This window comes from Marinobacter nanhaiticus D15-8W, assembly GCF_036511935.1.
GTDB lineage: Bacteria > Pseudomonadota > Gammaproteobacteria > Pseudomonadales > Oleiphilaceae > Marinobacter_A > Marinobacter_A nanhaiticus.
This window is the reverse complement of the sequence record NZ_AP028878.1, coordinates 2,321,664-2,348,180: the sequence shown is the minus strand read 5'-3', so window position 1 is coordinate 2,348,180 and position 26,517 is coordinate 2,321,664. Positions and strand designations below refer to the sequence as shown.

At 57.6% G+C, this 26,517-nt stretch carries 26 protein-coding genes; 18 read left to right on the top strand and 8 right to left on the bottom strand.

Features of this window, described 5'->3' with window-relative positions; genetic code table 11:
* The first annotated feature begins 220 nt into the window (after positions 1-220).
* From trxB to infA, 4 genes are all read left to right on the top strand, one after another.
* A complete protein-coding gene (gene trxB, locus RE428_RS10505; RefSeq protein ID WP_004581961.1) occupies positions 221-1,177 on the top strand; it encodes a thioredoxin-disulfide reductase in 957 nt (318 codons plus the stop codon).
* Between the two features lie 135 nt (positions 1,178-1,312).
* On the top strand, positions 1,313-2,029 hold the full coding sequence (aat, locus tag RE428_RS10500; protein WP_004581960.1) for a leucyl/phenylalanyl-tRNA--protein transferase: 717 nt from the start codon (positions 1,313-1,315) through the stop codon (positions 2,027-2,029).
* 12 nt (positions 2,030-2,041) lie between these two features.
* Positions 2,042-2,758: an arginyltransferase gene (locus RE428_RS10495; protein ID WP_004581959.1), complete on the top strand. Its 717-nt coding sequence runs from the start codon at positions 2,042-2,044 to the stop codon at positions 2,756-2,758.
* Positions 2,759-2,973: 215 nt separating this feature from the next.
* Entirely contained in the window at positions 2,974-3,192 is a 219-nt protein-coding gene (gene infA / locus RE428_RS10490; RefSeq protein ID WP_004581958.1) for a translation initiation factor IF-1, read from the top strand.
* 245 nt (positions 3,193-3,437) lie between these two features.
* Here infA and clpA read toward each other — a convergent pair whose 3' ends face one another.
* Positions 3,438-5,711 (bottom strand): ATP-dependent Clp protease ATP-binding subunit ClpA, encoded by a 2,274-nt coding sequence (gene clpA / locus RE428_RS10485; RefSeq protein WP_004581957.1) that lies wholly within the window; start codon positions 5,709-5,711, stop codon positions 3,438-3,440.
* Between the two features lie 20 nt (positions 5,712-5,731).
* The gene (clpS, locus tag RE428_RS10480) at positions 5,732-6,094 is read right to left on the bottom strand and encodes an ATP-dependent Clp protease adapter ClpS (RefSeq protein WP_004581956.1); all 363 of its coding nucleotides are present in this window, start codon (positions 6,092-6,094) and stop codon (positions 5,732-5,734) included.
* A gap of 543 nt (positions 6,095-6,637) precedes the next feature.
* On the opposite strand from clpS, the gene cspD reads away from it, so the two are divergent.
* From cspD to RE428_RS10440, 8 genes are all read left to right on the top strand, one after another.
* On the top strand, positions 6,638-6,967 hold the full coding sequence (gene cspD, locus RE428_RS10475; protein WP_004581955.1) for a cold shock domain-containing protein CspD: 330 nt from the start codon (positions 6,638-6,640) through the stop codon (positions 6,965-6,967).
* A gap of 497 nt (positions 6,968-7,464) precedes the next feature.
* On the top strand, positions 7,465-8,091 hold the full coding sequence (locus RE428_RS10470) for a pseudouridine synthase (RefSeq protein ID WP_004581954.1): 627 nt from the start codon (positions 7,465-7,467) through the stop codon (positions 8,089-8,091).
* Positions 8,092-8,538, top strand: coding sequence for an NUDIX hydrolase (locus RE428_RS10465; RefSeq protein WP_004581953.1), 447 nt, complete (start codon positions 8,092-8,094; stop codon positions 8,536-8,538).
* 106 nt (positions 8,539-8,644) lie between these two features.
* Positions 8,645-9,799, top strand: coding sequence for a tRNA 2-thiouridine(34) synthase MnmA (mnmA, locus tag RE428_RS10460; RefSeq protein ID WP_004581952.1), 1,155 nt, complete (start codon positions 8,645-8,647; stop codon positions 9,797-9,799).
* A 68-nt stretch (positions 9,800-9,867) separates the two neighbouring features.
* Positions 9,868-10,509 (top strand): high frequency lysogenization protein HflD, encoded by a 642-nt coding sequence (gene hflD / locus RE428_RS10455; RefSeq protein WP_004581951.1) that lies wholly within the window; start codon positions 9,868-9,870, stop codon positions 10,507-10,509.
* A 184-nt stretch (positions 10,510-10,693) separates the two neighbouring features.
* Positions 10,694-12,061: an adenylosuccinate lyase gene (gene purB / locus RE428_RS10450; protein ID WP_004581950.1), complete on the top strand. Its 1,368-nt coding sequence runs from the start codon at positions 10,694-10,696 to the stop codon at positions 12,059-12,061.
* A 1-nt stretch (position 12,062) separates the two neighbouring features.
* Positions 12,063-13,220, top strand: a complete 1,158-nt coding sequence (locus tag RE428_RS10445; protein WP_004581949.1) for a cupin domain-containing protein — start codon at positions 12,063-12,065, stop codon at positions 13,218-13,220.
* Positions 13,221-13,272: 52 nt separating this feature from the next.
* Positions 13,273-14,241 (top strand): GNAT family N-acetyltransferase, encoded by a 969-nt coding sequence (locus tag RE428_RS10440; protein WP_004581948.1) that lies wholly within the window; start codon positions 13,273-13,275, stop codon positions 14,239-14,241.
* On the opposite strand, the gene RE428_RS10435 is transcribed toward RE428_RS10440, so the two are convergent.
* Entirely contained in the window at positions 14,230-15,240 is a 1,011-nt protein-coding gene (locus RE428_RS10435; protein ID WP_004581947.1) for a LysR family transcriptional regulator, read from the bottom strand. The two genes, RE428_RS10440 and RE428_RS10435, sit on opposite strands and share 12 nt — an antisense overlap.
* Positions 15,241-15,491: 251 nt before the next feature.
* Between RE428_RS10435 and RE428_RS10430 the strand changes: the two genes are divergently transcribed.
* Both RE428_RS10430 and RE428_RS10425 read left to right on the top strand, forming a co-directional pair.
* Complete coding sequence (locus tag RE428_RS10430) at positions 15,492-16,265, top strand: hypothetical protein (protein ID WP_004581946.1); 774 nt, start codon at positions 15,492-15,494, stop codon at positions 16,263-16,265.
* Between the two features lie 109 nt (positions 16,266-16,374).
* Entirely contained in the window at positions 16,375-18,702 is a 2,328-nt protein-coding gene (locus tag RE428_RS10425) for a hybrid sensor histidine kinase/response regulator (protein WP_004581945.1), read from the top strand.
* A 43-nt stretch (positions 18,703-18,745) separates the two neighbouring features.
* Here the strand turns inward: RE428_RS10425 and RE428_RS10420 are convergent, their stop codons facing one another.
* From RE428_RS10420 to RE428_RS10410, 3 genes are all read right to left on the bottom strand, one after another.
* Entirely contained in the window at positions 18,746-19,219 is a 474-nt protein-coding gene (locus RE428_RS10420; RefSeq protein WP_040883427.1) for a MarR family winged helix-turn-helix transcriptional regulator, read from the bottom strand.
* A 66-nt stretch (positions 19,220-19,285) separates the two neighbouring features.
* Entirely contained in the window at positions 19,286-19,768 is a 483-nt protein-coding gene (locus RE428_RS10415) for a glutathione peroxidase (protein WP_004581943.1), read from the bottom strand.
* 142 nt (positions 19,769-19,910) lie between these two features.
* Positions 19,911-20,579 (bottom strand): DNA-3-methyladenine glycosylase I, encoded by a 669-nt coding sequence (locus RE428_RS10410; RefSeq protein WP_004581942.1) that lies wholly within the window; start codon positions 20,577-20,579, stop codon positions 19,911-19,913.
* Positions 20,580-20,714: 135 nt separating this feature from the next.
* Between RE428_RS10410 and RE428_RS10405 the strand changes: the two genes are divergently transcribed.
* The 4 genes from RE428_RS10405 to RE428_RS10390 all read left to right on the top strand — a co-directional run bounded on the left by RE428_RS10405 (position 20,715) and on the right by RE428_RS10390 (position 23,967).
* Positions 20,715-21,929: a pyridoxal phosphate-dependent aminotransferase gene (locus RE428_RS10405; protein ID WP_004581941.1), complete on the top strand. Its 1,215-nt coding sequence runs from the start codon at positions 20,715-20,717 to the stop codon at positions 21,927-21,929.
* An 80-nt stretch (positions 21,930-22,009) separates the two neighbouring features.
* The gene (locus RE428_RS10400) at positions 22,010-22,474 is read left to right on the top strand and encodes a hypothetical protein (protein ID WP_004581940.1); all 465 of its coding nucleotides are present in this window, start codon (positions 22,010-22,012) and stop codon (positions 22,472-22,474) included.
* A 199-nt stretch (positions 22,475-22,673) separates the two neighbouring features.
* A complete protein-coding gene (gene htpX / locus RE428_RS10395; RefSeq protein WP_004581939.1) occupies positions 22,674-23,549 on the top strand; it encodes a protease HtpX in 876 nt (291 codons plus the stop codon).
* 244 nt (positions 23,550-23,793) lie between these two features.
* Entirely contained in the window at positions 23,794-23,967 is a 174-nt protein-coding gene (locus RE428_RS10390) for a PA1571 family protein (RefSeq protein ID WP_154660762.1), read from the top strand.
* A gap of 36 nt (positions 23,968-24,003) precedes the next feature.
* Here the strand turns inward: RE428_RS10390 and pdxB are convergent, their stop codons facing one another.
* Positions 24,004-25,155, bottom strand: coding sequence for a 4-phosphoerythronate dehydrogenase PdxB (gene pdxB / locus RE428_RS10385; protein ID WP_004581938.1), 1,152 nt, complete (start codon positions 25,153-25,155; stop codon positions 24,004-24,006).
* 13 nt (positions 25,156-25,168) lie between these two features.
* Positions 25,169-26,437: a DEAD/DEAH box helicase gene (locus RE428_RS10380; protein ID WP_004581937.1), complete on the bottom strand. Its 1,269-nt coding sequence runs from the start codon at positions 26,435-26,437 to the stop codon at positions 25,169-25,171.
* Positions 26,438-26,517: the final 80 nt, after the last annotated feature.

Here is a 26,517-nt window from a genome sequence, read left to right as displayed (position 1 = left end):
AGACACTTTAAGCCGGAGGCAGTACATAGTTCGGTGCAATAAAAGATATTGCGCCAAACAATTCGGGCCGACTGCGGGATCGTGGTATGCTCGCCCCCATTTACAAAACGGGTGGCGTTTATCGAGGATTGCCTGGTCTCCTGAGGGCGATGGGATTTCTCGAAAGTTGTCCTAGGGATGTCCCGCCGCCCGTCAGGCACATTTCAAGAGAGAACACATCATGAGCGAAGTCAACCACTCCCGACTGATCATTCTGGGTTCCGGACCTGCCGGCTACACCGCTGCTGTCTATGCCGCCCGCGCCAACCTGAACCCAACCCTGATTACCGGTATCGAAGTCGGCGGCCAGCTCACGACTACAACTGACGTGGACAACTGGCCGGGTGACAATGACGGTGTGCAGGGCCCCGAGCTGATGCAGCGCATGCTCAAGCATGCGGAGCGTTTCGAGACTTCGGTCGTTTACGACACCATCAATGAAGCCGACCTGAACCAACGTCCATTCCGCCTCAAGGGCGACAGCGGCGAGTACACCTGTGACGCACTGATCATTGCCACCGGCGCTTCCGCCATGTACCTCGGCCTGGATTCCGAAGAGAAGTTCAAGGGACAGGGTGTGTCTGCCTGCGCCACCTGCGACGGTTTCTTCTACCGCAAGCAGAAGGTTGCGGTTATCGGTGGCGGCAATACAGCGGTTGAAGAAGCGCTGTACCTCTCCAATATTGCCGACGAGGTTACCTTGGTTCACCGCCGTGACAAACTACGCGCCGAAAAGATCCTCCAGGACAAACTGTTCGAGAAAGAGAAGAACGGCAACGTAAAGATCATCTGGGATCACACCCTGGACGAGGTGCTTGGCGACGCCACTGGCGTTACCGGCATCCGCATCAAGAGCACCACGTCTGACGAGACCCGCGACCTTGAACTGGCGGGCGTATTCATCGCCATCGGCCACAAACCGAATACCGATCTGTTCGAGGGCCAACTGGATATGGATAACGGCTATATCCGCATTCGCTCCGGCCTCGAGGGAATGGCTACGCAATCCAGCGTTCCCGGGGTATTCGCCGCGGGCGACGTGGCGGATCACGTCTACCGCCAAGCCGTCACCTCTGCCGGTTTCGGCTGCATGGCTGCTCTGGACGCTGAGAAATTCCTGGACCAGCTGACTGATTGATTGACGCGCCACCGCATCGTCCCGGGCCGAATGGTCCGGGGCCCAGCCTGATTTCACTCGTGTGAACTTCCTGCTGCATGCTAGGCTTTGCATGGATAACAACCGCCGGCGCGCCAAGGAGTATCCGACCTAACAATGACCTCTTTGCCCTGGCTTGATCCCGACGAACTCTGGTTTCCCTCGCCCAATGAGGCACTGGAGGAGCCGGACGGCTTGCTCGCAATCGGCGGAGACCTATCTCCGGAACGCCTCGAACTCGCTTACCGTAGCGGCATCTTTCCGTGGTTCAGCGAGGAACAACCGATTCTCTGGTGGTCGCCCAATCCCCGCTGCGTACTCTTTCCTGACGAGATCCACATATCCAGGCGACTAAGGCGAACTCTGAATCAGGGACGCTACCGGATCACTATCGACCAGGATTTTGCCGGCGTCATCCGGGGCTGCGCCGAGGTCCGCGAGGAAGGCACCTGGATTACCAATGAAATGGAAAAGGCTTACCGGAGGCTACATCGACTTGGCCTCGCCCACTCCTTCGAAGCCTGGAACGCCAACGGCGAACTCGCTGCCGGCCTCTATGGCGTCGGTATCGGTCGCTGCTTCTTCGGCGAGTCCATGTTCACGCGGGAGGATAACGCATCCAAGGTCGTCTTTGCCCATGTCGCCCGGCAGCTACGGAGCTGGGGCTATTCGATGATGGACTGCCAGGTGGAAAACGGCCACTTGATCAGCCTCGGGGCGCGGTGTATCCCGCGCTCCAGATTTTTAACTATACTGGGGGAAAACATCGGCAAACAGCCCGGCCACCGTTTGTGGGCATTGGATAATCCTTGGCCCCAAAGCGGTGATGAGTGAGAGGTGTCCCTGATGAGCAGCCTCAAGACGCTGGTTTTCTTCGCCACGCCGCCGCATGACTGCAGCTATCTTCCCGACCGTGAAGCCACCACGATGTTCGTCGACCCCCGTGCCCACGTCGACAAGCGGCTGTACAGTCAGTTGACGGCACTGGGCTTCCGCCGCAGTGGTTCCCACTACTATCGGCCACATTGCGAAACCTGCAATGCATGCATCCCCGTGAGGCTGGATGCAGAGCAATTCGAACCGAACCGCTCCCAACGCCGCGTCTGGAAGCGCAACGAAGACCTCAGGTTCCGGCTGTCTCCTGCCCGCTTCCAGGAAAACTACTATCAGCTCTACGCGCGCTATATCGAGCAGCGACATTTTGATGGGGATATGTATCCACCTTCGCGGGAACAGTTCACTTCGTTCCTGGTGGAAGGCGCCAACCAGAGCGAATTCCTGGAAATGTGGCAGGGTGAACGCCTGATCGGCCTGGCCGTGGTCGACGCACTGGACGACGGCCTCTCCGCGATCTATACGCTGTTCGATCCGGACGAGGACGACCGCAGCCTGGGTACACTCGCCATCCTCTGGCAGATCGAGGAAGTTCGTCGCCGGAGCCTCTCCTTCCTCTACCTGGGCTATTGGATTCGCGAGTGCCGGAAGATGAACTACAAAGCCCGCTTCAAACCGCTGGAGGCATTGGTCGGCGGTCACTGGCAACAGTTGATCGCCAGCGCCTAGCCATTAAACAGGCCTTACTCCCGACAATCCTCGGAATAAGTGTGGTGTCGGCTTTTGCTATACGCTCAGGATTCAGGCAGAATTGCGCTCATTTATAAGACAGCGATTAACAGAATGGCGTGTGTTGGCTTGATTTTTACCCGCATCGACCCGATGTAGTAGGTCTACAGCCAATACGACAGACATACGTTTGAAAATTGTGAGGTTTCTACTGAATGGCAAAATCTGATGTCATTGAAATGGAAGGCGTCATTGTCGACACTCTTCCAAACACGATGTTTCGCGTCGAGCTGGCCAACGGCCACGTTGTGACTGCACATATCTCCGGCAAGATGCGGAAGAACTATATTCGCATCCTGACTGGCGACAAGGTCAAGGTCGAGCTGACTCCCTATGACCTGAGCAAAGGCCGTATCGTTTACCGCGCCCGCTAATCGCTCCACACCGCCCCACCTGTTCTGCATTTCGATTGTACTGCAACGTAACGCACCAACGGGTTTGGAGAGCAAGCAAGCGACTGGAACGATCTTAAGAAAAGCCCCAATTTGTTGGGGCTTTTCTATTTCAGGCTCCAAGTCATCCCGATCCATCACAACCCTCAGTGAAAGAAGGCCTATCGGAGGCCATAAAAAACCCGCTCCAACGGAGCGGGTTTGCTGACACCTGGAATCCGGCAGGATCAGACGGCTTCGGCCGGCTCGTTCTCGTACTCGAAGACCAGTTCGTCGCCCTCGAGATGAACATGCACCTCGCCACCGCTCTCGGCCAGTGCGCCGAAGAGGATCTGCTCCGCCAACGGCCGCTTGATCTTGTCCTGGATCAGGCGGGACATCGGACGGGCCCCCATGGTGACATCGTAGCCCTTTTCCGCCAGCCACCGCTTGGCGTCGTCGTCCACATGCAGAACGACACGTTTCTCGTCCAACTGGGCCTGAAGCTCCGTAAGGAACTTGTCCACCACATGGGTGATGGTATCCCGGTTGAGGTCCTCGAACTGGATAATGCCATCCAGGCGGTTGCGGAACTCAGGCGTGAAGGTCTTGGTGATGACTTCCATGCCGTCCGTGCTGTGGTCCTGCTCGCTGAAGCCGATCGAGCGGCGGCTCATGGACTCGGCGCCGGCGTTGGTGGTCATCACCAGGATCACGTGGCGGAAGTCCGCCTTGCGACCGTTGTTGTCGGTCAACGTGCCGTGGTCCATGACCTGCAGCAGAAGGTTGAATACTTCCGGATGCGCCTTCTCGATCTCGTCCAGCAGTAACACACAGTGCGGCTGCTTGTTTACCGCTTCCGTCAGCAGGCCGCCCTGATCAAAACCAACATAGCCCGGAGGCGCACCGATCAGGCGGGATACCGTATGACGCTCCATGTACTCGGACATGTCGAAGCGCACCAATTCGATACCCAACACTTTCGCCAACTGACGCGTCACCTCGGTCTTGCCCACACCGGTCGGACCGGCGAACAGGAAGGCACCTTCCGGTTTCTCAGGTGCTTTCAGACCGGCACGGGCCAACTTGATCGCCGTGGACAGGGATTCGATCGCCCGGTCCTGCCCGAAGACCACCATCTTGAGATCCCGCTCGAGGTTACGCAGCAGGTCCTTATCGCTAGTGGATACGCTCTTCGGCGGAATCCGCGCGATGGTTGCCACCACATCCTCGATCGACGACACGCCAATGACCTTACGTCGCTTGTTGCTTGGCAGTAGCCGCTGGCGGGCACCGGCTTCATCGATCACGTCGATCGCCTTGTCCGGCAGATGCCGGTCGGTGATGTAGCGATCCGCCAACTCCGCGGCGACACGCAAGGCCTTATCGGTATACTTCAGATCATGATGCTTCTCGAAGTGAGACTTGAGACCGCGCAGGATCTGGTAGGTATCCTCGACACTGGGCTCGTTGACATCAATCTTCTGGAAGCGTCGTGCCAAGGCGCTGTCCTTCTCGAAAATACCGCGGAACTCGGAGAACGTCGTGGACCCGATACAACGGATCTCGCCCGAGCTCAGCAGCGGCTTGAGCAGATTGGATGCATCCATCACACCGCCGGATGCTGATCCTGCCCCGATGATCGTATGGATTTCGTCGATAAAGAGAATCGCGTGTTCCACTTTCTTGAGCTCGGCGAGCAGTCCCTTGAAGCGCTTTTCGAAATCACCGCGATATTTGGTACCGGCCAGGAGCGCGCCGAGGTCCAGCGAATAGACGATGGCATCGGAAATCACATCCGGCACTTGACCGTCGACGATACGCTTGGCGAGGCCCTCAGCGATCGCAGTCTTGCCGACGCCAGCCTCACCCACAAGCAGAGGGTTGTTCTTGCGGCGGCGCACCAGGATCTGGACCACACGCTCCACTTCATGTTCGCGCCCGATCAACGGGTCGATCCGGCCTTGACGCGCCTGCTCGTTCAAATTCGTTGCATAGCTTTCCAGCGGCTTGGATGATGCGCCGTCCTCACCCATCTCTTCCTGGGTATGATCTGCGCCGCCACCTTCCTGCTCGTCACTTCCCTGCACCCGAGAAATTCCGTGCGAGACGTAGTTGACGACATCGATGCGGGCGATGTTCTGTTTTTTCAGAACATAGACGGCCTGACTTTCCTGTTCGCTGAAGATGGCCACGAGCACGTTTGCACCAGTCACTTCCTTCTTGCCGGAAGACTGAACGTGGAATACGGCCCGTTGTAGGACGCGCTGGAATCCCAGGGTGGGCTGGGTCTCACGCTCGCTGTCATTGTGTGGAATTAGGGGTGTGGTTGAGTCCACGAACTCCAGGAGTTCCTCCTGAAGCCGCTGAAGATCTGCGCCACATGCCTTGAGGACACCCACCGCGGAGTCATTGTCCAGCAGAGCCAGTAACAGGTGCTCGACTGTCATGAACTCATGACGCTTGTCCCGGGCATTCTTGAACGCAGTGTTCAGCGTAATTTCCAGATCTTTGCTTAGCATGGGCCACCCCAAAGGTCTAATCAGTCCGCACGTTCGATCTCGCAAAGCAGTGGGTGCTCGCACTCAGACGAGTACTGGTTCACCTGTGCTGCCTTGGTTTCCGCGATGTCTCGGGTGTATACCCCACATACGGCTTTTCCCTGCGTATGGACGAGCAGCATCACCTGCGTCGCCTTCTCTTCATTCATGCCGAAGAATTTCATCAGGACATCAACGACAAAGTCCATCGGCGTGTAATCGTCGTTGAGGAGAATCACGCGGAAGCGTGCGGGACGCTTGAGCGCAGGTTTCTCCGGAGAGACGACCAGACCGTCTTCGCGGTCCGGGTCCTGTTCATCCTCCTTCTGATTCAATATTAGTAGAGAATTCTCGATGTTCCGCATGGTTCATTACCGGATTTTAGATACTGGGAAGCGAGGCAAGTTCCGCTCCCTAACTGAAGGTGGTTCCCCAGGAGCCAGTTTTCAAGATTAATCTGTCTAGGGTGATGATAAAAAGCATTGCGGGGCTATGGAGCCTCCAGCTTACAATCTTTTTGACGCGTGGCCAGCTTTTGCCTGATAAACAGCTTTGCGAATAGCTACCTGTTTCTCGAAGGGCAACCAGCATCTTGGTATGCCCAGGCCCTGCCTGTTACGACTCGATTGTAAACCGCGCTGAAAGCCAGTGACCACCTGGACATCATCCAGGGCGCGCCTGTATCTCGATCAATTTCATATTAACGCCTCTCCGGGGCGCTCAACCAGCATTTTGGTATTGACTCTGTAGCAATACTGGTCAACAGTAGATTCAGCATTGTAAAATTGTGTAAACCCGAACCGAGGACTCGGTTCGGCCGGTTTTAGCGGTCAGATGGCCGAATACCGGTAGTTCGCAACTTAATGAAAAACAACAATAAGACGAGCAGGAAAACAAGGGAGTGAATCATGCCTCAAGGCAAAGTGAAGTGGTTCAATAACGCCAAGGGTTACGGCTTTATTATAGAGGATGGCGGTAGCGAAGACCTCTTCGCTCATTTCTCGGCCGTACAAATGGATGGCTATAAGACGCTTAAAGCCGGTCAAACGGTTAGTTTTGACAAGAAACCGAGTGACAAAGGGACGCATGCGATAAATATCGTTCCTCTGGATCGACTTGAAAAACGTGAGCCCAGCCATTCCCAGCAAGCTGCCAATTCCGAGCATTCCAGCTCAGAGTCGGAAGATGCGAAGGAATCGGAGACCGACAGCAATCACTTGCGGTCCGCTCACGCCTGACCAGTGACATTGATGGTGGCCTTGCCAGCCCTGGCTGGCAAAGGTCGTTGAAAGGTGAATTGCAGCTCGGGTCTTTCATAGAGACTCGAAGCGATGTCGTGCTGTTGAAATTCACGGTTTCGAACATGCCGTTCCCCGCTTTCTGAACACCAACCCTCGCCCCACCAGCAATAATTTCAATAATGAATCTCCATGAAAGGCCAATCCTGTTCCTACATAGGCATAGGCCTTTTATTCCCATTTAGTCGACGCACGACAACCCAATGTGCACACTACGCGGGATATTTTCTGGTATCCCATGAGCTGCCTCCGTGATATTGGGATAATTTTCCTCGCTTGCCATGATCGTGCAGGATATAGGAGGGGGTCAGTGGTGGAACGCCTTGCCGCCCCAACCCATATGTTGGCTGGACAAGCATTACTACATGCTCACGGACGGTTTGCGCCGTATAAGGTAGTTTTAGCTTGGTACACCATTCACTTTACTGCGTCACTCCATGGCCAACCTGATTCTGCTAAACAAGCCCTTTAACGTTCTGTGCCAGTTCACTGATAAGGACGGCCGCCCCACGCTTGCCGACTTCGTCGACATTGGTGACGTGTATCCTGCCGGTCGACTGGATTACGATTCCGAAGGCCTGGTGTTGTTGACAGACGATGGCGCCCTGCAACATCGCATTGCCTCACCCAGATTAAAGATGGCCAAGACCTACTGGGTCCAGGTGGAGGGCGAAATTACCCACGAAGCGCTGGAACATCTGAAGATCGGCGTAGATCTGAAGGATGGCCCCACGCAACCGGCCAGGGCTTTACGCATCGAGGAGCCGGCAATATGGCCGCGCAAGCCGCCAGTGCGTTATCGTGCCAGCGTACCGACCAGTTGGATCGAGCTCACGCTAACGGAAGGCCGCAACCGGCAAGTCAGGCGTATGACTGCCGCAGTCGGTTTCCCCACATTGCGATTGATAAGGATAGCCATAGGTGACTGGCGCATTGACGGCCTGCGCCCGGGACAGAGCCGGAAGCAGGAAGTCCATTTACCACAAGCGCCGCGCGACACCTCCAACCACTCAAACGGACGACGATCGAAGGGCGTCTGGAAGACCAAGAAAAGGAATCGCTGAATGACCTGGAAACCCCACGCTACCGTCGCCGTCATTGCAGAGAAGGACGGACGCTTCCTGATGGTGGAAGAACGCAGTCGCGGCCGGATCGTCTTCAACCAGCCCGCCGGACATGTAGAGGAGCACGAAGGCATCCTGGATGCAGCACGCCGGGAAGCATTGGAAGAAACCGGCTGGGAAGTCGAACCCCGCCATTTCCTGGGGCTCTATACCTACGTCGCACCAGCCAACGATGCGACTTACTACCGCTTCTGTTTCGTCGCGGATGTCCTGAAGCAGGCAACCGAAGAGCTGGATGACGACATCATTGCTGCGCACTGGCTGACCTACGACGAGTTGCGGGAGCGCCAGGAGAAGCTGCGCAGCCCGCTGGTCCTGAAATGCATCGAGGACTACCTGGCCGGACGCCGCTTTCCACTTTCGGTTATCGTTGATCCCGCCGGCTAACCCCCATAGCGCTAGCCGCAACTACGGATCACGTGCGATAGCTAAAGCTGTTAGAATGCGCACCAATCATTCTGTTTTTACGGCTATCGAACACGTCTGAATCGTCATGACTCAACACACGCCCCAAGACAATCGCAATACCCGGGTCATCGTCGGCATGTCCGGCGGTGTGGACTCCTCCGTAGCAGCCCTGCTACTCAAAGAGAAGGGCTACGCCGTTGAAGGCCTGTTCATGAAGAACTGGGACGAGGACGACGGCACCGAATACTGCACCGCTATGACCGATCTTGCCGATGCCCAGATGGTGGCCGACAAAATCGGCATCCCCTTGCATACTGCAAGCTTCGCGGCAGAATACTGGGATCGTGTGTTCGAGCACTTCCTGTCGGAATACCGAGCCGGCCGTACGCCCAATCCGGACATCCTGTGCAATAAGGAAGTAAAGTTCCGCGCTTTTCTGGATTATGCCGTCACTCTGGGCGCCGACTACATCGCGACGGGCCACTACGCGCGCAGAGACATTGGCGAGGACGGCGTCGCCCGGCTGATCAAGGGGCTTGACCCCAATAAGGATCAGAGCTATTTCCTGCACGCCGTTTCCGGCGAGCGTATTGCGCGCACCCTGTTCCCGGTGGGCGAAATCGAGAAACCGGAAGTCCGTCGCGTCGCGGAGGCTGCGGGCCTGGTCACCCACGACAAGAAGGACTCCACGGGAATCTGCTTCATTGGCGAACGCAAATTCCGGGATTTTCTCAAACAGTACATTCCCGCCCAACCCGGCAACATCGAAACCCCGACCGGTGACGTGATCGGCCGGCACCAGGGCTTGATGTATCACACCATAGGCCAGCGCCAGGGTTTGGGTATTGGCGGCCTCAGCAACTACAACGACGATCCCTGGTATGTCGCGGAAAAGGATCTGGATCGCAACGTCCTGATCGCCGTCCAGGGCAAACAGCATCCCCTGTTATTCGCCCGAGGGCTGGTCAGTGGTCCGGTTGATTGGGTGGCCGCGCGGCCCCCGGCAACGGAATTCCGCTGCCACGCCAAGACCCGTTATCGCCAACCCGACCAGGCCTGCCGGGTTCGAGTTGAAGGTACCGGTTGCCGCGTGATCTTCGACGAGGCCCAGCGCGCGGTGACACCCGGTCAATCCGTCGTATTCTATGACGGTGACGTCTGCCTGGGTGGCGGCGTCATCGAGACAACCTGGCGCGACGACAAGGACGAACCCGAGGTTTCCCAGGCCAAGTCTGCCTGAGCAACTCGCCCGTCAAATAAACCCACAGGATAAGAACGGCGAAGGCCGCAACAGAAAGCGAGGTAGCGTTGAGTCGATCCCTAGAAGAGCAGACCCTGGCCCTGGCCGGCGTTTTCCAGTCCGCGGCCCTGGTACAACAGATCGCCCATCGCGGGCAGTGCGCGCCGTCCACTTTCGAAACCTGTATCCGTTCGCTGTTCATCTCGAACCCTCCGAACACCTTGAGTGTGTACGGCGAACTGAGCGATCTCCGGGAAGGCCTGGCCGTCCTGAGCAGCCTGCTACAGAAACAGGAGGGTCAGCAGGATATCGAGATCCTGCGTTACGCACTCAACCTCGTGCACCTCGAATCCCGCCTGCGCAAACACAAGGACATGTTGCGCATTATCGGCAGCCGTATCGACCAGGCCCGCCACACCGCGGATCATTTCGGCTATAACCACATGAACCTGGTCAACAACCTGGCCTCGGTCTACACCGATACGATCAGCACCTTCCGGCTCCGTATCCAGGTGACCGGAGATCCCACCCAACTTCGGGTCGAAGAGAACGCCGCACGCATTCGCGCACTGCTACTGGCTGGCATTCGTTCAGCCGTGCTCTGGCGCCAGATCGGTGGGCGGCGCTGGCACCTGGTGTTCTACCGCAAACGCGTGGTGGAGATGGCTCGACGCCTATCCGAGCAGGCCAACCAGTCGGTCTTCCACTAAGGAACTTGGCCAATCGGCGTGATCAGAGCCCTCCTAATTCGACTCCCCGAACATACCCAGCGTGGTGTATCATAGGCGCCATTTTCAACAGCAGCGCTAGATCAGTTTCGGTGGGCTCCTTCGCGAGCTCCCGCCGTGATGATTATTGGCTGCGGTAACTGCACGATCTTTCGAGAGGTTTCCGATGGAATTGACGTCCCTGACCGCCATCTCGCCGGTTGACGGCCGGTACGGCGAAAAAGTCCGCGTTTTTCGCGAAATCTTTAGCGAGTATGGCCTGATCAGGAACCGCGTCACAGTGGAGATCCGCTGGCTACAACAACTTGCCGCCCATCCGGGTATAACAGAAGTACCCGAGTTGTCCGATGAAGCCAACACGGTACTCGACAAATTGGTCGCGGAGTTCAGCCTCAACGACGCTGAGCGTATCAAGTCCATCGAGCGCACCACGAACCACGACGTGAAGGCGGTGGAGTACTTCATCAAGGAGAAGATCGCCGATACGCCGGAACTCCACGCTATTACCGAGTTCGTACACTTTGCCTGCACCTCCGAGGATATCAACAACCTCTCCCATGGCCTGATGCTGCGAGAGGGACTTGACCTGGGCCTTGCGCCGGGCATGCAGAAGATCATCGACCGGCTCGCCGAACTGGCCCGCGAGCATGCCGAACAGCCCATGCTGTCGCGCACCCACGGTCAAACCGCATCTCCCACGACCGTGGGCAAGGAATTCGCCAACGTGGTCCATCGCCTGCGGCGCCAGCTCGAACAGGTGAAACGCGTGGAGATCCTGGGCAAGATCAATGGTGCGGTGGGGAACTACAATGCCCACCTGTCCGCCTACCCCGGCGTTGACTGGGCGGCCAACGCCGCCGCCTTCGTGACCTCCCTGGGGCTCACCTGGAACCCATACACCACCCAGATCGAACCCCACGACTATATTGCCGAGCTTTATGATGCAGTGGCCCGCTTCAATACCATCCTGATCGACCTGGACCGGGACATCTGGGGCTATATTTCCCTGGGTTACTTCAAGCAGAAGACCGTTGCCGGCGAAGTGGGTTCTTCCACCATGCCGCACAAGGTCAATCCGATCGATTTCGAGAATTCCGAGGGAAACCTGGGCATCGCCAATGCACTGCTCAGCCACCTCTCTGCCAAGCTGCCGATTTCCCGCTGGCAGAGAGACCTCACTGACTCGACCGTACTGCGCAACCTGGGCGTCGGCTTCGCCCACAGCCTGATTGCGTACGAGGCAACGCTAAAAGGCCTGGGTAAGCTGGAAGTCAATCCTACGCGTCTGGATGCCGACCTGGACCAGGCATGGGAAGTACTGGCCGAGCCCATCCAGACAGTGATGCGCCGCTACAATATCGAAAAGCCTTACGAGAAACTCAAGGAGCTTACGCGCGGCAAGGCCATGACGCCGGAACTGATCCAGGACTTCGTTCGTAACCTGGACATCCCGCAGGCAGCCAAGGATGAGCTGCTAACCCTGACCCCTGCCAACTACATCGGCAATGCCATCCACCAGGCGAAGGCCGTCTGATATGCAGATTCCAGGCGGCCTCGATGCAGCCGTTTTCCTCCGCGATTATTGGCAGAAAAAGCCCCTGTTGGTTCGTCAGGCCTTTCCCGATCTGGTTTCGCCGGTCAGTCCGGACGAATTGGGCGGGCTGGCCTGCGAATCTGCAGTGGAATCCCGGATCGTCATCGAGAACGACCATGGCCGCCCCTGGCAGCTGGAGAACGGTCCGTTCGAGCCGGAACGCTTTGAAAACCTGCCCCCGACACACTGGACGCTATTGATTCAGGGCCTGGACCATTGGGTACCGGAACTGAGCCCCCTGCTCGATCGCTTCCGCTTCGTTCCCAATTGGCGGCTTGACGACATCATGGCCAGCTACGCGCCGGAAGGCGGCAGCGTTGGCCCCCATTACGACCAGTATGATGTCTTCCTAATCCAGGCTCAGGGTCGCCGTGAGTGGCAATTCGGTGGCGAGTGCAACGAAGATTCCCCGCGAGTCGAGGGCACGCCACTGCGTATCCTGAAAGAATGGGAAGGTGAAGAAACCCGGGTTCTCGAACCCGGCGATATGCTCTATCTGCCCCCAGGCATCGGTCATCACGGCGTCGCCCTGGACGATTGCATTACCCTGTCCGTCGGCTTCCGTGCGCCCAGCCACGACGACATCCTGACGGGCTTCAGCGACTTCCTCTGCAACCAGCCGGGTGCCGAGCGTCTGCTACGCGATCCCGAACTGCAACTGCAGGACAACCCGGGCCTGATCAGCGATGCTTCGGTGGATGGCGTCGCCAGAATCGTCGAGGAGGCTCTGGGGCAACGCGACCTGCTAGCGCTCTGGCTCGGGCAATACACCACGGCCCCAAAGAGCAACGACATCGTCGCGGCACCTGAAGATCCGATCGATGCCGGGCAACTGGTCGAAGCCCTTGAGGCGGGCGAGGTACTGCGCTGGAACGAGGGATCGCGTTTTGCCTATCGGCCCGTTGGTGACCAGGTCGCCCTCTTCGTTGACGGCGAACGCTTTATGCTTGGTGGCGATGCCCAGGCCATTGCGCCCGTGCTGTGTTCAGGGTCGGAACCCAATCAGGTCGAGTTGCGCCGGCTAGCCGAGGACCCGGCCCTCGCAGGACTGTTGGTCACCCTGTTCAACCATGGCAGTCTCTACATTGATTGGAGCTGAAGAGCCCCTTATCGAGTGAGCCTGGAGAAGAACGCGTGGAACGGAACATCGAATGGAACTGAAGATCCGCAAATACAGTTGGCAGTTGGCACCCCCCAGTATCCGTGATATTCGTCAGCGTGTCTTTATCAACGAGCAAGGTGTGCCGCCAGAACTGGAGTGGGATGACACCGACGAGATCTCCGACCACTTCGTCGCCGTGCTGCCCGACAATACGCCCGTTGCAGTTGCCCGTCTGGTGCCTTCCATTACCGATATCGGTCGCATTGGCCGTATGGCCGTGCTAAGCGAATATCGGGGTAAGGGTTACGGTGACCTGATTCTGCGCCACCTCGTGGCGGAAGCAGCACCCCATTATGACGAGCTCTGGCTAAGCGCCCAGGAATACGCCATCCCCTTTTACGAGCAAGCCGGGTTTCATGTATGTTCGCCCCCCTATGACGACGCTGGCATTCCCCACGTCGACATGCGTTGCCTGGCGGCCACTCAGATCCTGGCCCGTGATGTTCACCAACTCGTCGCCCCGACGGTCGCCGGCCGGGATGACTCCAGCTGGCACTTCGAAACTGAGAAGGACTGCCTGGATTTGCTGGATACCGTTGCCGGGCAAGCCAACCAGCGCATCTGGCTCTACGACCGCCTGCTCGATCACGACCTCTACGATCGCAAACGGCTGCGGGACATCTTTTCCGACATGGCCCGCCGGCACCGGGTGTGCGAGATCCGTATTCTGATACACGACGATAAGCCACTGGTCCAGCGGCGACATCAACTGGTCGAACTCATGCGCCGCCTCCCGAGCAAGATCGAGCTACGATTGGTCAATGGCGACTACCCTGCCGCGGAACAGCCCTTCCTGCTGGCTGATCGCCAGGCCCTGGCCTATCGCCACCGTTTCGACAATATCGAGGGCTGGGCAAAGTTTTCCGATCCCGGTCGGGTCAAACTACAGGCGGAGACCTTCCAGCGTATGTGGGATACTGCTCGACCCTCTCTGGAATTACGGGAACTACCGCTCTGACTGGATAGCTGGTCCGCGTTCCTGGCTTTCGAAGGGCTTGCCGAATTCGGCGAACTCGGTGTCTACTTCCGCCGCCACATCCATAATCAGACGACGCAACCATTGATGGTCGGGATTGTGCTGGAGCAACGGGCTCCAGGCCATTTTCAGCTCGAACGGCGGAATCCTGAACGGCGGCACCTTGACCACCAGGTTGGGATTATCCTTTTGCAACCATGCGGCACGGCTGGGCAGGGTTGCAATCAGGTCGTGCTGCTCGGCCAGCAGCATGGCCACCTGGTAGTGACGGGTAAACACCGAAATCCGGCGCTTACGACCCATCAGCGACAAGGCCTCATCCACCCACCCCAGCCGCTGGACGTCCTTGGGGTTTACCCCAACACCGACGCCGAAACCGGTCTTGCTGACCCAGATGTGGCTGGCATCGAGATAGGTATCCAGAGTAAAGGGCTCCCTCAGGATCGGGTTACGGGCGTTCATCAGGCAGGCGAAATATTCGGTCCACAGGGTTTTCTGGTGGAAAGACTGGGGCAGCTTGTCAAAACGGTTGATCGCCATATCCAGGCGGCCCTGCTCCACATCAAGAAAGCTCACGTCACTGGGCGTCAGTACGTCCAGAGTCACATGCGGTGCCTCCTGGCGAATCCGACGCAAGACCCTGGGCATCAGGCAGGATTCAGCGTAGTCGCTGGCCATGATACGAAAAACACGATGACTCTCGGCGGCTGCGAACTCGGACTTAGCCTGCACGGCGCGCTCGATATCCGCCAGGACGTTGCGCACCAGGGGTTTAAGCTCCAGCGCACGTTCGGTTGCGGTCATACCCTCGCTGGTGCGGACCAGCAACGGGTCACCGAACAGGTCCCGTAGGCGGCGCAGGCCATTGCTCATGGCGGGTTGGGTGATGCCCAGGTGATTGGCAGCCTTGGTCACGTTCTTCTCGCGCAGGAGTACATCCAGATACACCAGCAGATTGAGGTCAACGCGCGAAATATCCATTAGAAGGTCCCGTTTACGCCATAGAAAACTGCAGACTACCATTCACCACAAAAATGGAAAATACGGTATACATAAATAAAAACCATCGCACCGTTAGGACTTCTGTCGCAGGTGACGTCAAATCTTGCTAATTGATTACTTTACACACACAACTTAACCCTTTGATTGATAGTAATGCGCTATACTCGGTCCACCATGGACCGCCCCAGCGGTCCCCGAGCATTGGGTATTGAGAGACGGCCGTCAGAAACATGGATACCACCACAATCGTCATCTTTTTTGCTGTCATCGTCCTGCTGTCGATCGCCGCTATTGTAATCAGCCAGGCTCGGGAAAAGGCAAAGATCGAACGCGCGAGGCGCGCCAAGGCCCTGGAAGACAGTTACCGCGCCAGCCGCCGGTTGCTGGAAGAGCTCCCGCCGCAATACCTTACGAAAGACCTCAAGTCGATCCTGCTGATGCGGGGCGAGGAAGTGTGCCGCGATGCCGAGTCACTCAAAGGTGACTTGCCAGTCGGCAAGTGGCGTGACGAACTGAAAACCCGGCGCCAGCAGATGGACGACAACGCCGACGAACGCTCCCCACAGCGCATCGATTCACCGGCTCGCGCTGCAGAGGTCAAGGGCCAGCTTCAGTTGCTGTTCAAGATGATCGAAGGGATGCAGAAACGTGGCCGGCTTGACAGTAAACTGGCGCGTCACAACCTGAAACTGGTGCTGTTCCTGATTCACAAAACCCAGGCAGACCTGCACGTTTCCCAGGCCCGCGAACATACGCGCCAAAAGCAGTTCCGCAAGGCCATCCACGCCTATCACCTGGCGTCGACCGAGTTGGGCAAGGCCAAGGATAATCCGATGGCGCTGAAAGCCATCAAAAGTTTCAGGGTCCGTATCAAGGAGCTCGAGGACCTGGCCAACGGAGCAGCGCCGAAAACCCAGGACGAAGAGAAGCATCGCCTGAACAAGGAATGGGATTCCTTCCTGCATGACGAAGAATGGAAAAAGAAAGCGGATTACGACGACTAGGTTCACCGGATGGCGCAATGCGTTCGGAGCAGAGTACTTTTTCCAGGATGGAACGCTGTTTTCGATACAGAGTAATAGCGTCGAGACAAGGATCGTTTAAATCGTGAGTATGCCCTTTACCAAGCGCCTGTCTTTCCGACTGACCCGTAACACGGTCCTGCTGGCCATGCTGTTGGGCATCCTGCTCAACATGGTCCAGGTCACCCTGGATTACTTCAACGCCCGCCATACGATGGACGAGGAAATCAGGGCGCTGATGGATATCAGTTACAGCCCGGCCTCGCAGATTGCCTACAACATCGATACGCGCCTGGCCAAGGAACTGCTGGACGGGCTACTTCGTCATCCGGCCATCGTCGATGCCAGGATCGTGGATCCCGACGGGCGCGTTCTTGCGGCTTCAACCCGGGAGTCCAGTGATTCCACCTATCGCATGCTAAGCGATTTCCTGTTCGGTCCCAACCGCGAATATTCGGAAAACCTCCGGGTACCCCAGCTTGATGAAATTCCCCTGGGTCGGCTCGAAGTCAGGATCGATACGCACCACTACGGCACCGCATTCCTGAGCCGTGCCGCCTATACCCTGGTTAGCGGCTTCATCAAAAGCCTGGTGCTCAGCATCATTCTGTTGTTCATCTTCTACTTTGTTCTGACCAAGCCGCTGTTGCGGGTAATCCAGGCCCTGCGAGAAGTTGAACCCAAGGCACCGGAAAAGGTCCGCCTCCCCGTTCCACCGAACCACGAGAATGATGAAATCGGCCAGATGGTCGGCATCATCAACCAGCACCTGGATACTATCGACAGCAGCCTCGACCAGGTGCGGTTGGCCGAGAGCAAGATGAAACACTACTCGTCCAAGCTCGAGCGCGAGGTCGAGGATCGGACCCGTGAGATCTCCGAGAAAAATGAAGCGCTGCAGCGCGGCAACCGGGCCCTGATCAAGGCCAAGGAAGACGCGGTGCACCGGGCCCGCAGCCGGGCCAACTTCCTGGCCAGCATGAGCCACGAGATACGTACGCCGCTCAACGGTGTCCTCGGCATGCTCAGTCTTGCGCTCGAGGGCGAGCTTGAACCGAGTCAGCGTAACCGGTTGGAAATCGCCTACAACGCTGGGCAAAGCCTGTTGAGTCTGCTCAACGACATCCTGGATATCTCCAAGGTGGAAGCAGGCAAACTCAACCTTGAAGCCATCGAATTCAGCCTCCGGGATGTTATCGAGGAATGTGCCACCCTGCTCAGCCAGCAGGCTCGCAGCAAACAAATCGACCTGGTGATCGACCTCGATCCTGCCCTACCGGAAACTTACCAGGGCGACCCGACACGGGTGCGACAGATCGTCAATAATCTGCTGGGTAACGGCATCAAGTTCACCGAGACCGGAGAAGTTCGCATACGCGCTCGAAGCCGGAACGGCGAGACCCGGATTGACGTGATCGATACCGGTATCGGCATGGGAGAGGAAACTCTTCGCCGAATCTTCTCGCCGTTCTCCCAGGGTAAAGCGGATACCACCCGGCGCTACGGCGGTACCGGCCTGGGCCTGACCTTGTGTCGGCAACTGGTTGAACGCATGCACGGCCAGATCACGGTGGAATCACGCGAGAATAAAGGTACCCACTTCACGGTCCTACTCCCACTACCTGTACGATCACCTGCCCGCGATGTCGAATTCAATGCACCCGCTTTGCAGCGTCAGGGTGTCGCGTTGGATATTTCTCACGCCAACCCCCATCGCCTCCCGCTGGAACGCCAACTCCAGGCCTGGAATATCCCGGTATTGGCTCCCGATGGGGATTCACCCGCAGCCTACCTGTGCGATACCGCTGCCTGGACCCGTGGCGCGCTGAGCGACCGGCGCCTATCCTGTCCGCTCGTTTTGCTGGGCGAGCCGCAGCAGTCGATTCGAGCCCTATCGGGGAAGGACCTCCGCGTGGTGTCCCTGCCCCTGCGGCGCAATCAGCTGGAAGAGGTCCTCCGAGTTGCTACTGGAGGCTCAGCCAAGCCGAATATCAAAAAGGACGAAATCGCTCCGCGACCGAGCGAAGGCCTCAATATCCTGCTTGTCGAAGACAATCGGGTGAACCAGATCGTCGCCAGCAGTATGTTGCGTAAATTGGGTTACCGGGTCGATCTGGCTGAAAATGGCGAACGGGCGATCGCTGCGCTGAATCATAGCAATTACGATGTCGTGCTGATGGATTGTCAGATGCCCGTACTCGACGGTTACGAGGCCACGGAAAGGATTCGACGCAATCCGGGCTGGCGCGAGATGCCGATTATAGCGGTCACGGCGAACGTTATGCAGGGCGATAAGGACGACTGCCTCGCCGCCGGCATGAACGATTACATCACCAAGCCCTACAACAAGCAGGAACTGCAGAAGGTTATCGAACGCTGGGCCGGCAATAATGCGACCAGCTCGCAAGCGTCCAACTGACGGGTGGGCGCCCGGAGGGCTTGGCCTGACCGGTGACGTACGGTTACTTTTCCGGCAACTGGTCCAGTAACCTTTGCAAAGACTGCCGCAAGGTGCGGGCGTCCTCCAAGCCGAGGCCGCTGCGGCACAGCAAGTTACCGGGGATGTCCAGTGCCCTGTCCCGCAGTTCACGCCCCTCGCCGGTCAGCGTCAACGTTACCACCCGTTCGTCATCCGTGTGGCGGCTACGGCAGATCAGTCCACGCGCTTCCAGACGCTTGAGCAGTGGCGTTAGCGTTCCCGAATCCAGACGCAGACGACGACCCAGCCAGGAGACACTGATCAGCTCCGTCGAAGTATCCTCGTACCCGGGCCGGTCTGCCTCCCACAGGACCAGCATGACCAAGTACTGCGGATAGGTAAGCCCAAGCTCTTCGAGAAGCGGCCGATAGAGCGTAGTCATCGCGCGATTGGCGGCGTACAGGGCAAAGCATACCTGGTTGTCCAGCGCCAACGGATTGTCGTTCTTTGCAGTCATAATCAAAGTAGATAGTGGCAGCCGAAGCTAGCGATCATCCTGGAAAATGCGCTACGGGCCAAGTGATTAAAGTAACTGTTCGATATCCTTGCGGATAGCTTCCGGTTTCGCAGTCGGAGGATACCGTTTGACCACCTTGCCATTCTGGTCAACCAGGAATTTGGTGAAGTTCCACTTGATCTTCTCCGAGCCCATCAATCCCTTGGCTTCGCTCTTGAGGAAACGGTACAGCGGATGGGTATTGGGCCCGTTGACTTCGATCTTGGCGAACATGGGGAAGTCTACACCGTAGTTGAGACTGCAAAACTGGCTGATTTCATCGTTGTCGCCTGGATCCTGGCTCATGAACTGGTTACAGGGGAAACCCAGCACGAAACCTTTGCCGCCCAGCTCCTGGTGCAGTTTCTGCAATCCCTCGAACTGAGGTGTGAAACCACACTTGCTGGCCGTATTGACGATCAACAGGACCTTGCCCTGGTATTCATCAAGGGTACGACTCTGGCCCTTGATATCCTGAACTTCAATGTCGTATAGCGCCTGGGAAGACATAACCTACTCCTGCTCAAGTCTGTGCGGGCTTGTACCGGGCACGCTCAAAGCCATACCTGCCTTGCCTCCGATTTTTCGATATTAAATTGTGCACAATTAAAACCGCTGCACAAGCAACCTCGTCTCAATTGACCCGCGATGACTAGTCGACCGTCATCGAGAGAATACGGCTGATATGCGCCAGGGGTCGCCCGGACTGAGCCTGCCATTCAAGGAAGACATCGTTCACCCTCTGCTTGTCGGCTTTGCGGGTCGGCTTCTCGTCGATGGCATCGCTGGTAACCAGGGCGGCGATCACATCGTCGGTTAGCAGGAAGGTGTCGCGCCCTGTCAGACGCAGGAAGCGCGCCCCCGATTGACCGCCCATCCGTTGGAAACGTTTACCGAGCCAAGCCCACAGACCAAACAGGTCGCCATCGTCCCAGTCCGCGATAACCTTGCCGAAACCGCCTTCGGCCCGGCTGATCCGGTACATTTCGCCTGCGTTGAAAGGAATCGTCCGAAGTTTGCCCCAATGGCGGATCAATTCCGGGTTCTGCATCGCCTGCTCCAGTTGTTCCTCGGAAAGCAGCATCAGCTTTTCCGGCTCGAAGCTCCAGAAGTAATCCTCAAACCTGGGCCAGCGATCATTGCTCACGCTGTGCTTCATCCCCGCCTGGAAGATACGCCGGGTCATGCTCGACAAAAACTCCCGATCCGGCATGGCGGCAATCTCTTCCTTTTTACGCACGTTCGGCATGCGACTTTCCAGGCCCTTTGGCCCGCCTACCCTGGCCGCGGCCCGGTCTTCGATCACCTGGAATGCAAGCATGGGCCTCCCCCTTCAACATTTTTTCGGCATTGTGCCACTTTTCATCACAATTCAGCAGGTTTCTTCCCTTTCTCCCCAATGTGGGGTTTGGCTAGAATAGCCGCTCTGACACTCAGTATTGGGAACCGCGCCATCATGCAGAATTTTAAGAAGTCGTCGAAGCTGGATAACGTGTGTTACGAGATTCGCGGTCCGGTTTTGCGTGAGGCGCGTCGCCTTGAAGAGGAAGGCCACCGGGTGCTGAAGCTCAACATCGGCAACCCGGCGGCCTTCGAACTCGATGTGCCTGAGGAAATCCAGCAGGACGTTATCTATAACATGCATTCGGCCCAGGGCTACGTAGAGTCCAAGGGGCTGTTCTCTGCCCGCAAGGCTGTGATGCATTATTGCCAACAACGGGGCATCGATAAGGTCGATATCGACGACATCTACCTGGGTAACGGTGTCAGCGAAATGATTGTGATGTCCATGCAAGCGCTGCTGAACACCGGCGACGAGGTCCTTGTGCCAGCCCCGGACTACCCGCTGTGGACCGCAGCCATCACCCTATCCAGCGGCAAGCCAGTCCACTATCACTGCGACGAAGCCCAGGATTGGTTCCCTGACATCGACGATATCAAGAGCAAGCTGACCTCCCGTACCCGCGCCATCGTGCTGATCAATCCCAATAACCCGACCGGCGCGGTGTATCCCCGTGAGTTACTGGAGCAGGTAATCGAGCTGGCCCGCCAGCACAACCTGATCGTCCTGTCGGACGAGATTTACGACAAGATCCTGTATGACGGTGTCGAGCACATCTCAACCGCCTCCCTGGCAGACGACGTACTGTTTTTCACATACAACGGCTTGTCCAAGAATTACCGGGCCGCGGGCTACCGCTCCGGCTGGATGATCATCAGCGGTGCCAAGCACAAGGCCCGCGACCTGATCGAAGGTATCGAAATGCTGGCGTCGATGCGCCTGTGCTCGAACGTACCCGCACAGCTCGCAATCCAGACGGCATTGGGCGGTTACCAATCGATCGAGGATTTGGTGGCGCCGGGTGGGCGGCTCTATGATCAACGCGAAACCGCCTGGGAACTGCTCAACGACATTCCTGGTGTAAGCTGCGTCAAGCCCATGGGTGCACTCTATATGTTCCCCAAGCTCGACCCCAAGCGGTATCCCATCCACAACGACGAGAAGATGGTGCTGGACCTCTTGCTACAGGAGAGGATCCTGCTGGTCCAGGGTTCGGCTTTCAATATCGAGGACAGGCAGCACCTGCGTGTGGTCTTCCTCCCACGGGTCGATGCCCTGGAGGATGCCATCAAGCGCCTGGCCCATTTCCTGTCGGCTTATCAGCAGTAGCTGTCAGGGCTGGGCCTTCACATGACGTAAGCCCGCAAGCAGAGTGCGAATACTGAGCAAGAAGAATTAGGCGAAGGATCATGGCTGATATTCACATCGAAGAGTTCTTCCGGGATACCGCCATCATCCTGGTTCAGCTCTATAACGCATTTCCGCGCAAGGTCAGCCTTTACGTGGAGGACATCTCCGGACCGGATTCGCCTGACGAATTCGGCTTGCACAGTCGTCGCCACCGCGCCTGTTTCGGGACTATGCTCTGGCTGGCCGACGAAGGCCATATCCGTTACGAAGACACGATCAGTCAGGATGCGGTCGACCAGGTCGTGCTGACACAGCCCGCTTTCACTCGGCTTAACGCAGCTGTAAAGACAGATACCCTGCCCGCTTCCCTGGCGGGCACCTACCCCGAAGATACCGAAGGACTGCCACCGGCGGTTCAGGCTGACCTCTCAACCAACATCCACCTACTGCGCGTCGCGCTGAAGAACGGCAATTCTTCGCTGATCGCCGATACGGTGCAAGCTGTACTTTTTCCGCAGAGCTAAGCCATTCCGGCAAGACGGAACGCCGTGACGAGGCCGAGTTTTTACCCGCCACCACCCCGAATTTTAACTGCATACCTGAACTTTCGTTCGCAGAAGCGGTCGACATCCAGCGTTGGTTAATTCGACGTAACCCTATTGAAGGTCGCATGGGCGACCCCGATATTGGTGGGCGTAAGCATTTGGATAATGGGAAAAAGCCATGAGAATCCTGCTCTTCCTGGCCACTAACCTGGCCGTTATCGTTGTCGCGAGTATCACCCTGCAACTGCTGGGGGTAGACAGCTACCTGAACCAACAAGGCATTGCCTATGGCAACCTGTTGATCTTTGCGGCTGTGTTCGGCTTTGCCGGTTCGATCATTTCACTCCTGATCTCCAAGAAGATGGCGATCTGGAGCACCCGCGCGAAGATCATCGAAAGCCCACGCACCCCTGCCGAGCGCTGGCTGGTAGAGACTGTAGGTGAATTGGCGCAGCAGGCAGGGATAAAAATGCCCGATGTCGCCATATTCCCGGCTGCCCAGTCCAACGCCTTTGCTACGGGCTGGAACAAGAACGACGCGCTAGTCGCGGTGAGCGAAGGTCTGCTCAGTCGGTTTAACAAGGAAGAGATACGTGCGGTTCTCGGTCATGAGATTGGTCATGTGGCCAACGGCGATATGGTGACCCTGGCGCTGATCCAGGGTGTGGTCAACACCTTCGTCATTTTCGCGGCCCGGGTAATCGGGTCGGTGGTCGATCGGGTGGTGTTCCGTAATGAGGGAGGCCACGGCATCGGTTTCTTCGTTGTGAGTATCGTCGCCGAAATCGTGCTGGGCATCCTGGCGAGCACGATCGTCTTCTGGTTCTCGCGTCGGCGCGAGTTCAGGGCTGACCAGGCGGGGGCACAGCTGGCCGGCCGTAGCGCCATGATCAGCGCCCTCAACCGGTTACGCCAGGAAAGCCAGATGCCGGATCAGATGCCGGATTCCCTACAGGCATTCGGCATCAACCGGGGCGTCCGTCACGGGCTCGCATCCCTGTTTATGACGCATCCGCCGCTGGAAGCGCGTATCGAGGCCCTGCAGCGGGCGTAAGATGAACACGATCTGAGCCAGGTTTAACTTCCGGTGGGGCGACGCGCTCGCCCCACTTTCGTACAATGTTCACTCGTTCCGATATCGGGAATACTTGTCTTGCCTATTCGCGGAAACGGATGTCATCGTGATCACAAATCGTGAAGCGTTACGATTCTTGTGAAGAGAGCCGGCGATGACTGTCATCATCGCGACACAATATGTCTGTACGCTTTCATCAGAACATTGAAGAGAGGCCGCTATCGTGAAGCAGGAAAACCATGAGACAGAAAGCTGGATGAACGGCGCCGCTATCGTTCTCTCCGACGGTCGGGAAGTACCGATCACCGACACCATGGTTCGCCAGTCGCTGGAAGAACTGGCAGAAGAATGCGAAGCAGAGGGAAAGGACTATAAACACGCTGCTTCTGCTGGCTGAGCAGCTTCTTATCCGCAATCTGGAAGCAAATGCCCTCTAGAGCTTCAGTTTGAATTCCAGTGCCTTGAAGACCTGCTGGAGTTCCTTTGCCCCGCCCTTGAGCTGTATCTTGGTGCTGGAGAATTCGCGCCGCACCGGATAATCCCGACGCATGGCGTCAAACGCTGCCGCCCGCTCGCCTTCGGGTAATTCCAAGACCCAGCGACGGAACCGCGAGTCATCCCGACGAACGTCATAGCACGCACGAATGGCCAGCTGGGCCGCGTCGCGGGCATTCGCAGACGAAGTAAACGAGAGTTTGCTCAGGGCGGGATCCGCCATGAACTGGCCGCTCTTCTTACGCACCGGCAGACCAAGGAAGTGGCAGAGCGACTGGTAGATCATCTCCGTTCCGCCAACCTTGCCCTCAAGGCTATAACCAGCAATGTGGGGTGTCATCAGCCAGACACGACTCGCCAGCTCTGCACTGACCTGGGGCTCGCCCTCCCACACGTCCAACACTACCTGCGGGGCATCCGCATCAGCAAGGCGGCTACTGAGCGCTTCGCAATCCACGACGCCACCTCGGCTGGTATTGATCAGCAACTGGGATGGATTAAGTCTGCGCAACCGCTCGGCATTCATCAGGTGGCGTGTCGGGTGATTCCCATATCGGGTCAACGGCGTGTGCAGGGTAACGACATCACAGCCGAGCGCATCTTCCAGGGAGTCGAATCCCTCGTCTGGCTCTTCAGCTTCCCGAGGCGGATCGTTGACCTTGATGTCGAACCCGAGTTTGTCCAGACGCGTCGCCAGGCGACGGCCAACGTTACCGGCACCGACAATGCCCACGGACAGGTCGGTCCAGCCCTCCATTGCGCGCTTTTCGGCATATACCGACAACACGCTGAGGACGTAATCCACCACGCTGGCCGCATTGCAGCCGGGCGCACAGGCAAACGCTATTCCCTGGGATTCGAGCCAGGCCACGTCGACATGATCCGTGCCGATCGTTGCCGTACCCACGAACTTCACACGACTATCTTCGAGCAACTGCCGGTCAACCCGGGTAACAGACCGCACCAGCAGGACATCCGCATCCCGGACGTCGGCTGACGTCATGGTGCGTCCGGATACCCGGCGGATAGTGCCGATTTCCTCGAAGAATTGGTCGAGTAAGGGAATATTCTCGTCTGCGACAATCAGCATGGTCGATCCAACCTCAACTCCGACGTTGTGGGCGACGGCCGGATGGCGGCCGGCGACCGCCGCGCTTGCGCTCGATAGCCGGTTTCTCCAGCGGCACCATCAATGCTTCGTCGGGCAATGTGCATGACAGCTTTTGACCAATATAGGACTCGATCGCCGGTAAGGAAAACGCATCGTCCTCGCTGGCGAAGCTGATGGATACGCCGTGCTGCCCTGCCCGGCCAGTACGTCCGATCCGGTGGACGTAATCCTCAGCGTTTTCCGGAAGGTTGTAGTTGAAGACGTGGGTTACGCCGCTAACGTGGATGCCGCGCCCAGCCACATCGGTGGCCACCAGTGCCTTGATGCTACCGTTCTTGAACTTGTCCAGGGTCCGCAAACGCTTGTTCTGTGCAATTTCACCGGACAGCAGGGCCGTGCTGACGCCCTGGCGACGCAGGTCCTCTTCAAGGTCACGACACTGGTCGCGGCGATTGGCAAAGATAATGGCCTTGTCCACCTCAGGGCGCTGGATGTAATTGACCAACACCCTGAGTTTCTCGTCCTCACCGACCATATAAACGGTCTGCTCGACCCGCTCGGCGGTCTTCTGCTCGGGCTCGATCTCGACGAACTCGGCACTGCGGGTCCACATGGAGGCCAGGTTCAGTACGTCCTGGTTAAAGGTGGCGCTGAACAACAGGGTCTGGCGCTCGTCCTTGGGCGTGCACTTACGGATGATGCGTTTAACATCGGGGATAAAACCCATATCCAGCATGCGATCGGCTTCATCAATGATCAACAGGTCGAGCTGGTCGAGGAACACGTCCTGGGAACCAAGAAAATCGATCAGCCGGCCCGGAGTGGCCACCAGAATGTCCACCACCTCATTGCGCAATTGATCACGCTGTTTGTCGTAGTTCATTCCACCCAGAACCGTGACCACGTTGTGGCCAGTGTGGGCGCAAAGCTGCTCTGCATCCTTGGCGATCTGCAGGGCCAGTTCCCGGGTCGGCGCCAGCGCGAGCACGCGCGGCTCGGAGGCATAACGTTCCTCGAACGGGATCGGCGACTGCAACATACGCTGGATCGCGGTGATCAGGAATGCAGCGGTCTTGCCGGTACCGGTCTGCGCCTGGCCGATCAGGTCATGCCCTTCCAATGTCAGCGGCAGTGTTTCCGCCTGGATCGGCGTGCAGAATTCAAAACCGATGCCTTGGATCGCCTTCTGCAGCTTGCCGTCCAGGTTGAACTCGGTAAATCGGGTTTTACCTTCTTCTACAGGTAATTCAGTTGTACTCAACGGGTCCTCCCCATGATGTCAGGTCCACAGGCCCCGGCGACCTCTCTTTTTCTCTCGGCCGCAGTCCCGCCTGCTGTTCT

Excerpts from the sequence above, each read along its gene's own strand:
- trxB (WP_004581961.1), top strand. The coding sequence starts at position 221 with ATGAGCGAAGTCAACCACTCCCGACTGATCATTCTGGGTTCCGGACCT.
- aat (WP_004581960.1), top strand. The coding sequence starts at position 1,313 with ATGACCTCTTTGCCCTGGCTTGATCCCGACGAACTCTGGTTTCCCTCG.
- RE428_RS10495 (WP_004581959.1), top strand. The coding sequence starts at position 2,042 with ATGAGCAGCCTCAAGACGCTGGTTTTCTTCGCCACGCCGCCGCATGAC.
- infA (WP_004581958.1), top strand. The coding sequence starts at position 2,974 with ATGGCAAAATCTGATGTCATTGAAATGGAAGGCGTCATTGTCGACACT.
- clpA (WP_004581957.1), bottom strand. The coding sequence starts at position 5,711 with ATGCTAAGCAAAGATCTGGAAATTACGCTGAACACTGCGTTCAAGAAT.
- clpS (WP_004581956.1), bottom strand. The coding sequence starts at position 6,094 with ATGCGGAACATCGAGAATTCTCTACTAATATTGAATCAGAAGGAGGAT.
- cspD (WP_004581955.1), top strand. The coding sequence starts at position 6,638 with ATGCCTCAAGGCAAAGTGAAGTGGTTCAATAACGCCAAGGGTTACGGC.
- RE428_RS10470 (WP_004581954.1), top strand. The coding sequence starts at position 7,465 with ATGGCCAACCTGATTCTGCTAAACAAGCCCTTTAACGTTCTGTGCCAG.
- RE428_RS10465 (WP_004581953.1), top strand. The coding sequence starts at position 8,092 with ATGACCTGGAAACCCCACGCTACCGTCGCCGTCATTGCAGAGAAGGAC.
- mnmA (WP_004581952.1), top strand. The coding sequence starts at position 8,645 with ATGACTCAACACACGCCCCAAGACAATCGCAATACCCGGGTCATCGTC.
- purB (WP_004581950.1), top strand. The coding sequence starts at position 10,694 with ATGGAATTGACGTCCCTGACCGCCATCTCGCCGGTTGACGGCCGGTAC.
- RE428_RS10445 (WP_004581949.1), top strand. The coding sequence starts at position 12,063 with ATGCAGATTCCAGGCGGCCTCGATGCAGCCGTTTTCCTCCGCGATTAT.
- RE428_RS10440 (WP_004581948.1), top strand. The coding sequence starts at position 13,273 with ATGGAACTGAAGATCCGCAAATACAGTTGGCAGTTGGCACCCCCCAGT.
- RE428_RS10435 (WP_004581947.1), bottom strand. The coding sequence starts at position 15,240 with ATGGATATTTCGCGCGTTGACCTCAATCTGCTGGTGTATCTGGATGTA.
- RE428_RS10430 (WP_004581946.1), top strand. The coding sequence starts at position 15,492 with ATGGATACCACCACAATCGTCATCTTTTTTGCTGTCATCGTCCTGCTG.
- RE428_RS10425 (WP_004581945.1), top strand. The coding sequence starts at position 16,375 with ATGCCCTTTACCAAGCGCCTGTCTTTCCGACTGACCCGTAACACGGTC.
- RE428_RS10420 (WP_040883427.1), bottom strand. The coding sequence starts at position 19,219 with ATGACTGCAAAGAACGACAATCCGTTGGCGCTGGACAACCAGGTATGC.
- RE428_RS10415 (WP_004581943.1), bottom strand. The coding sequence starts at position 19,768 with ATGTCTTCCCAGGCGCTATACGACATTGAAGTTCAGGATATCAAGGGC.
- RE428_RS10410 (WP_004581942.1), bottom strand. The coding sequence starts at position 20,579 with ATGCTTGCATTCCAGGTGATCGAAGACCGGGCCGCGGCCAGGGTAGGC.
- RE428_RS10405 (WP_004581941.1), top strand. The coding sequence starts at position 20,715 with ATGCAGAATTTTAAGAAGTCGTCGAAGCTGGATAACGTGTGTTACGAG.
- RE428_RS10400 (WP_004581940.1), top strand. The coding sequence starts at position 22,010 with ATGGCTGATATTCACATCGAAGAGTTCTTCCGGGATACCGCCATCATC.
- htpX (WP_004581939.1), top strand. The coding sequence starts at position 22,674 with ATGAGAATCCTGCTCTTCCTGGCCACTAACCTGGCCGTTATCGTTGTC.
- pdxB (WP_004581938.1), bottom strand. The coding sequence starts at position 25,155 with ATGCTGATTGTCGCAGACGAGAATATTCCCTTACTCGACCAATTCTTC.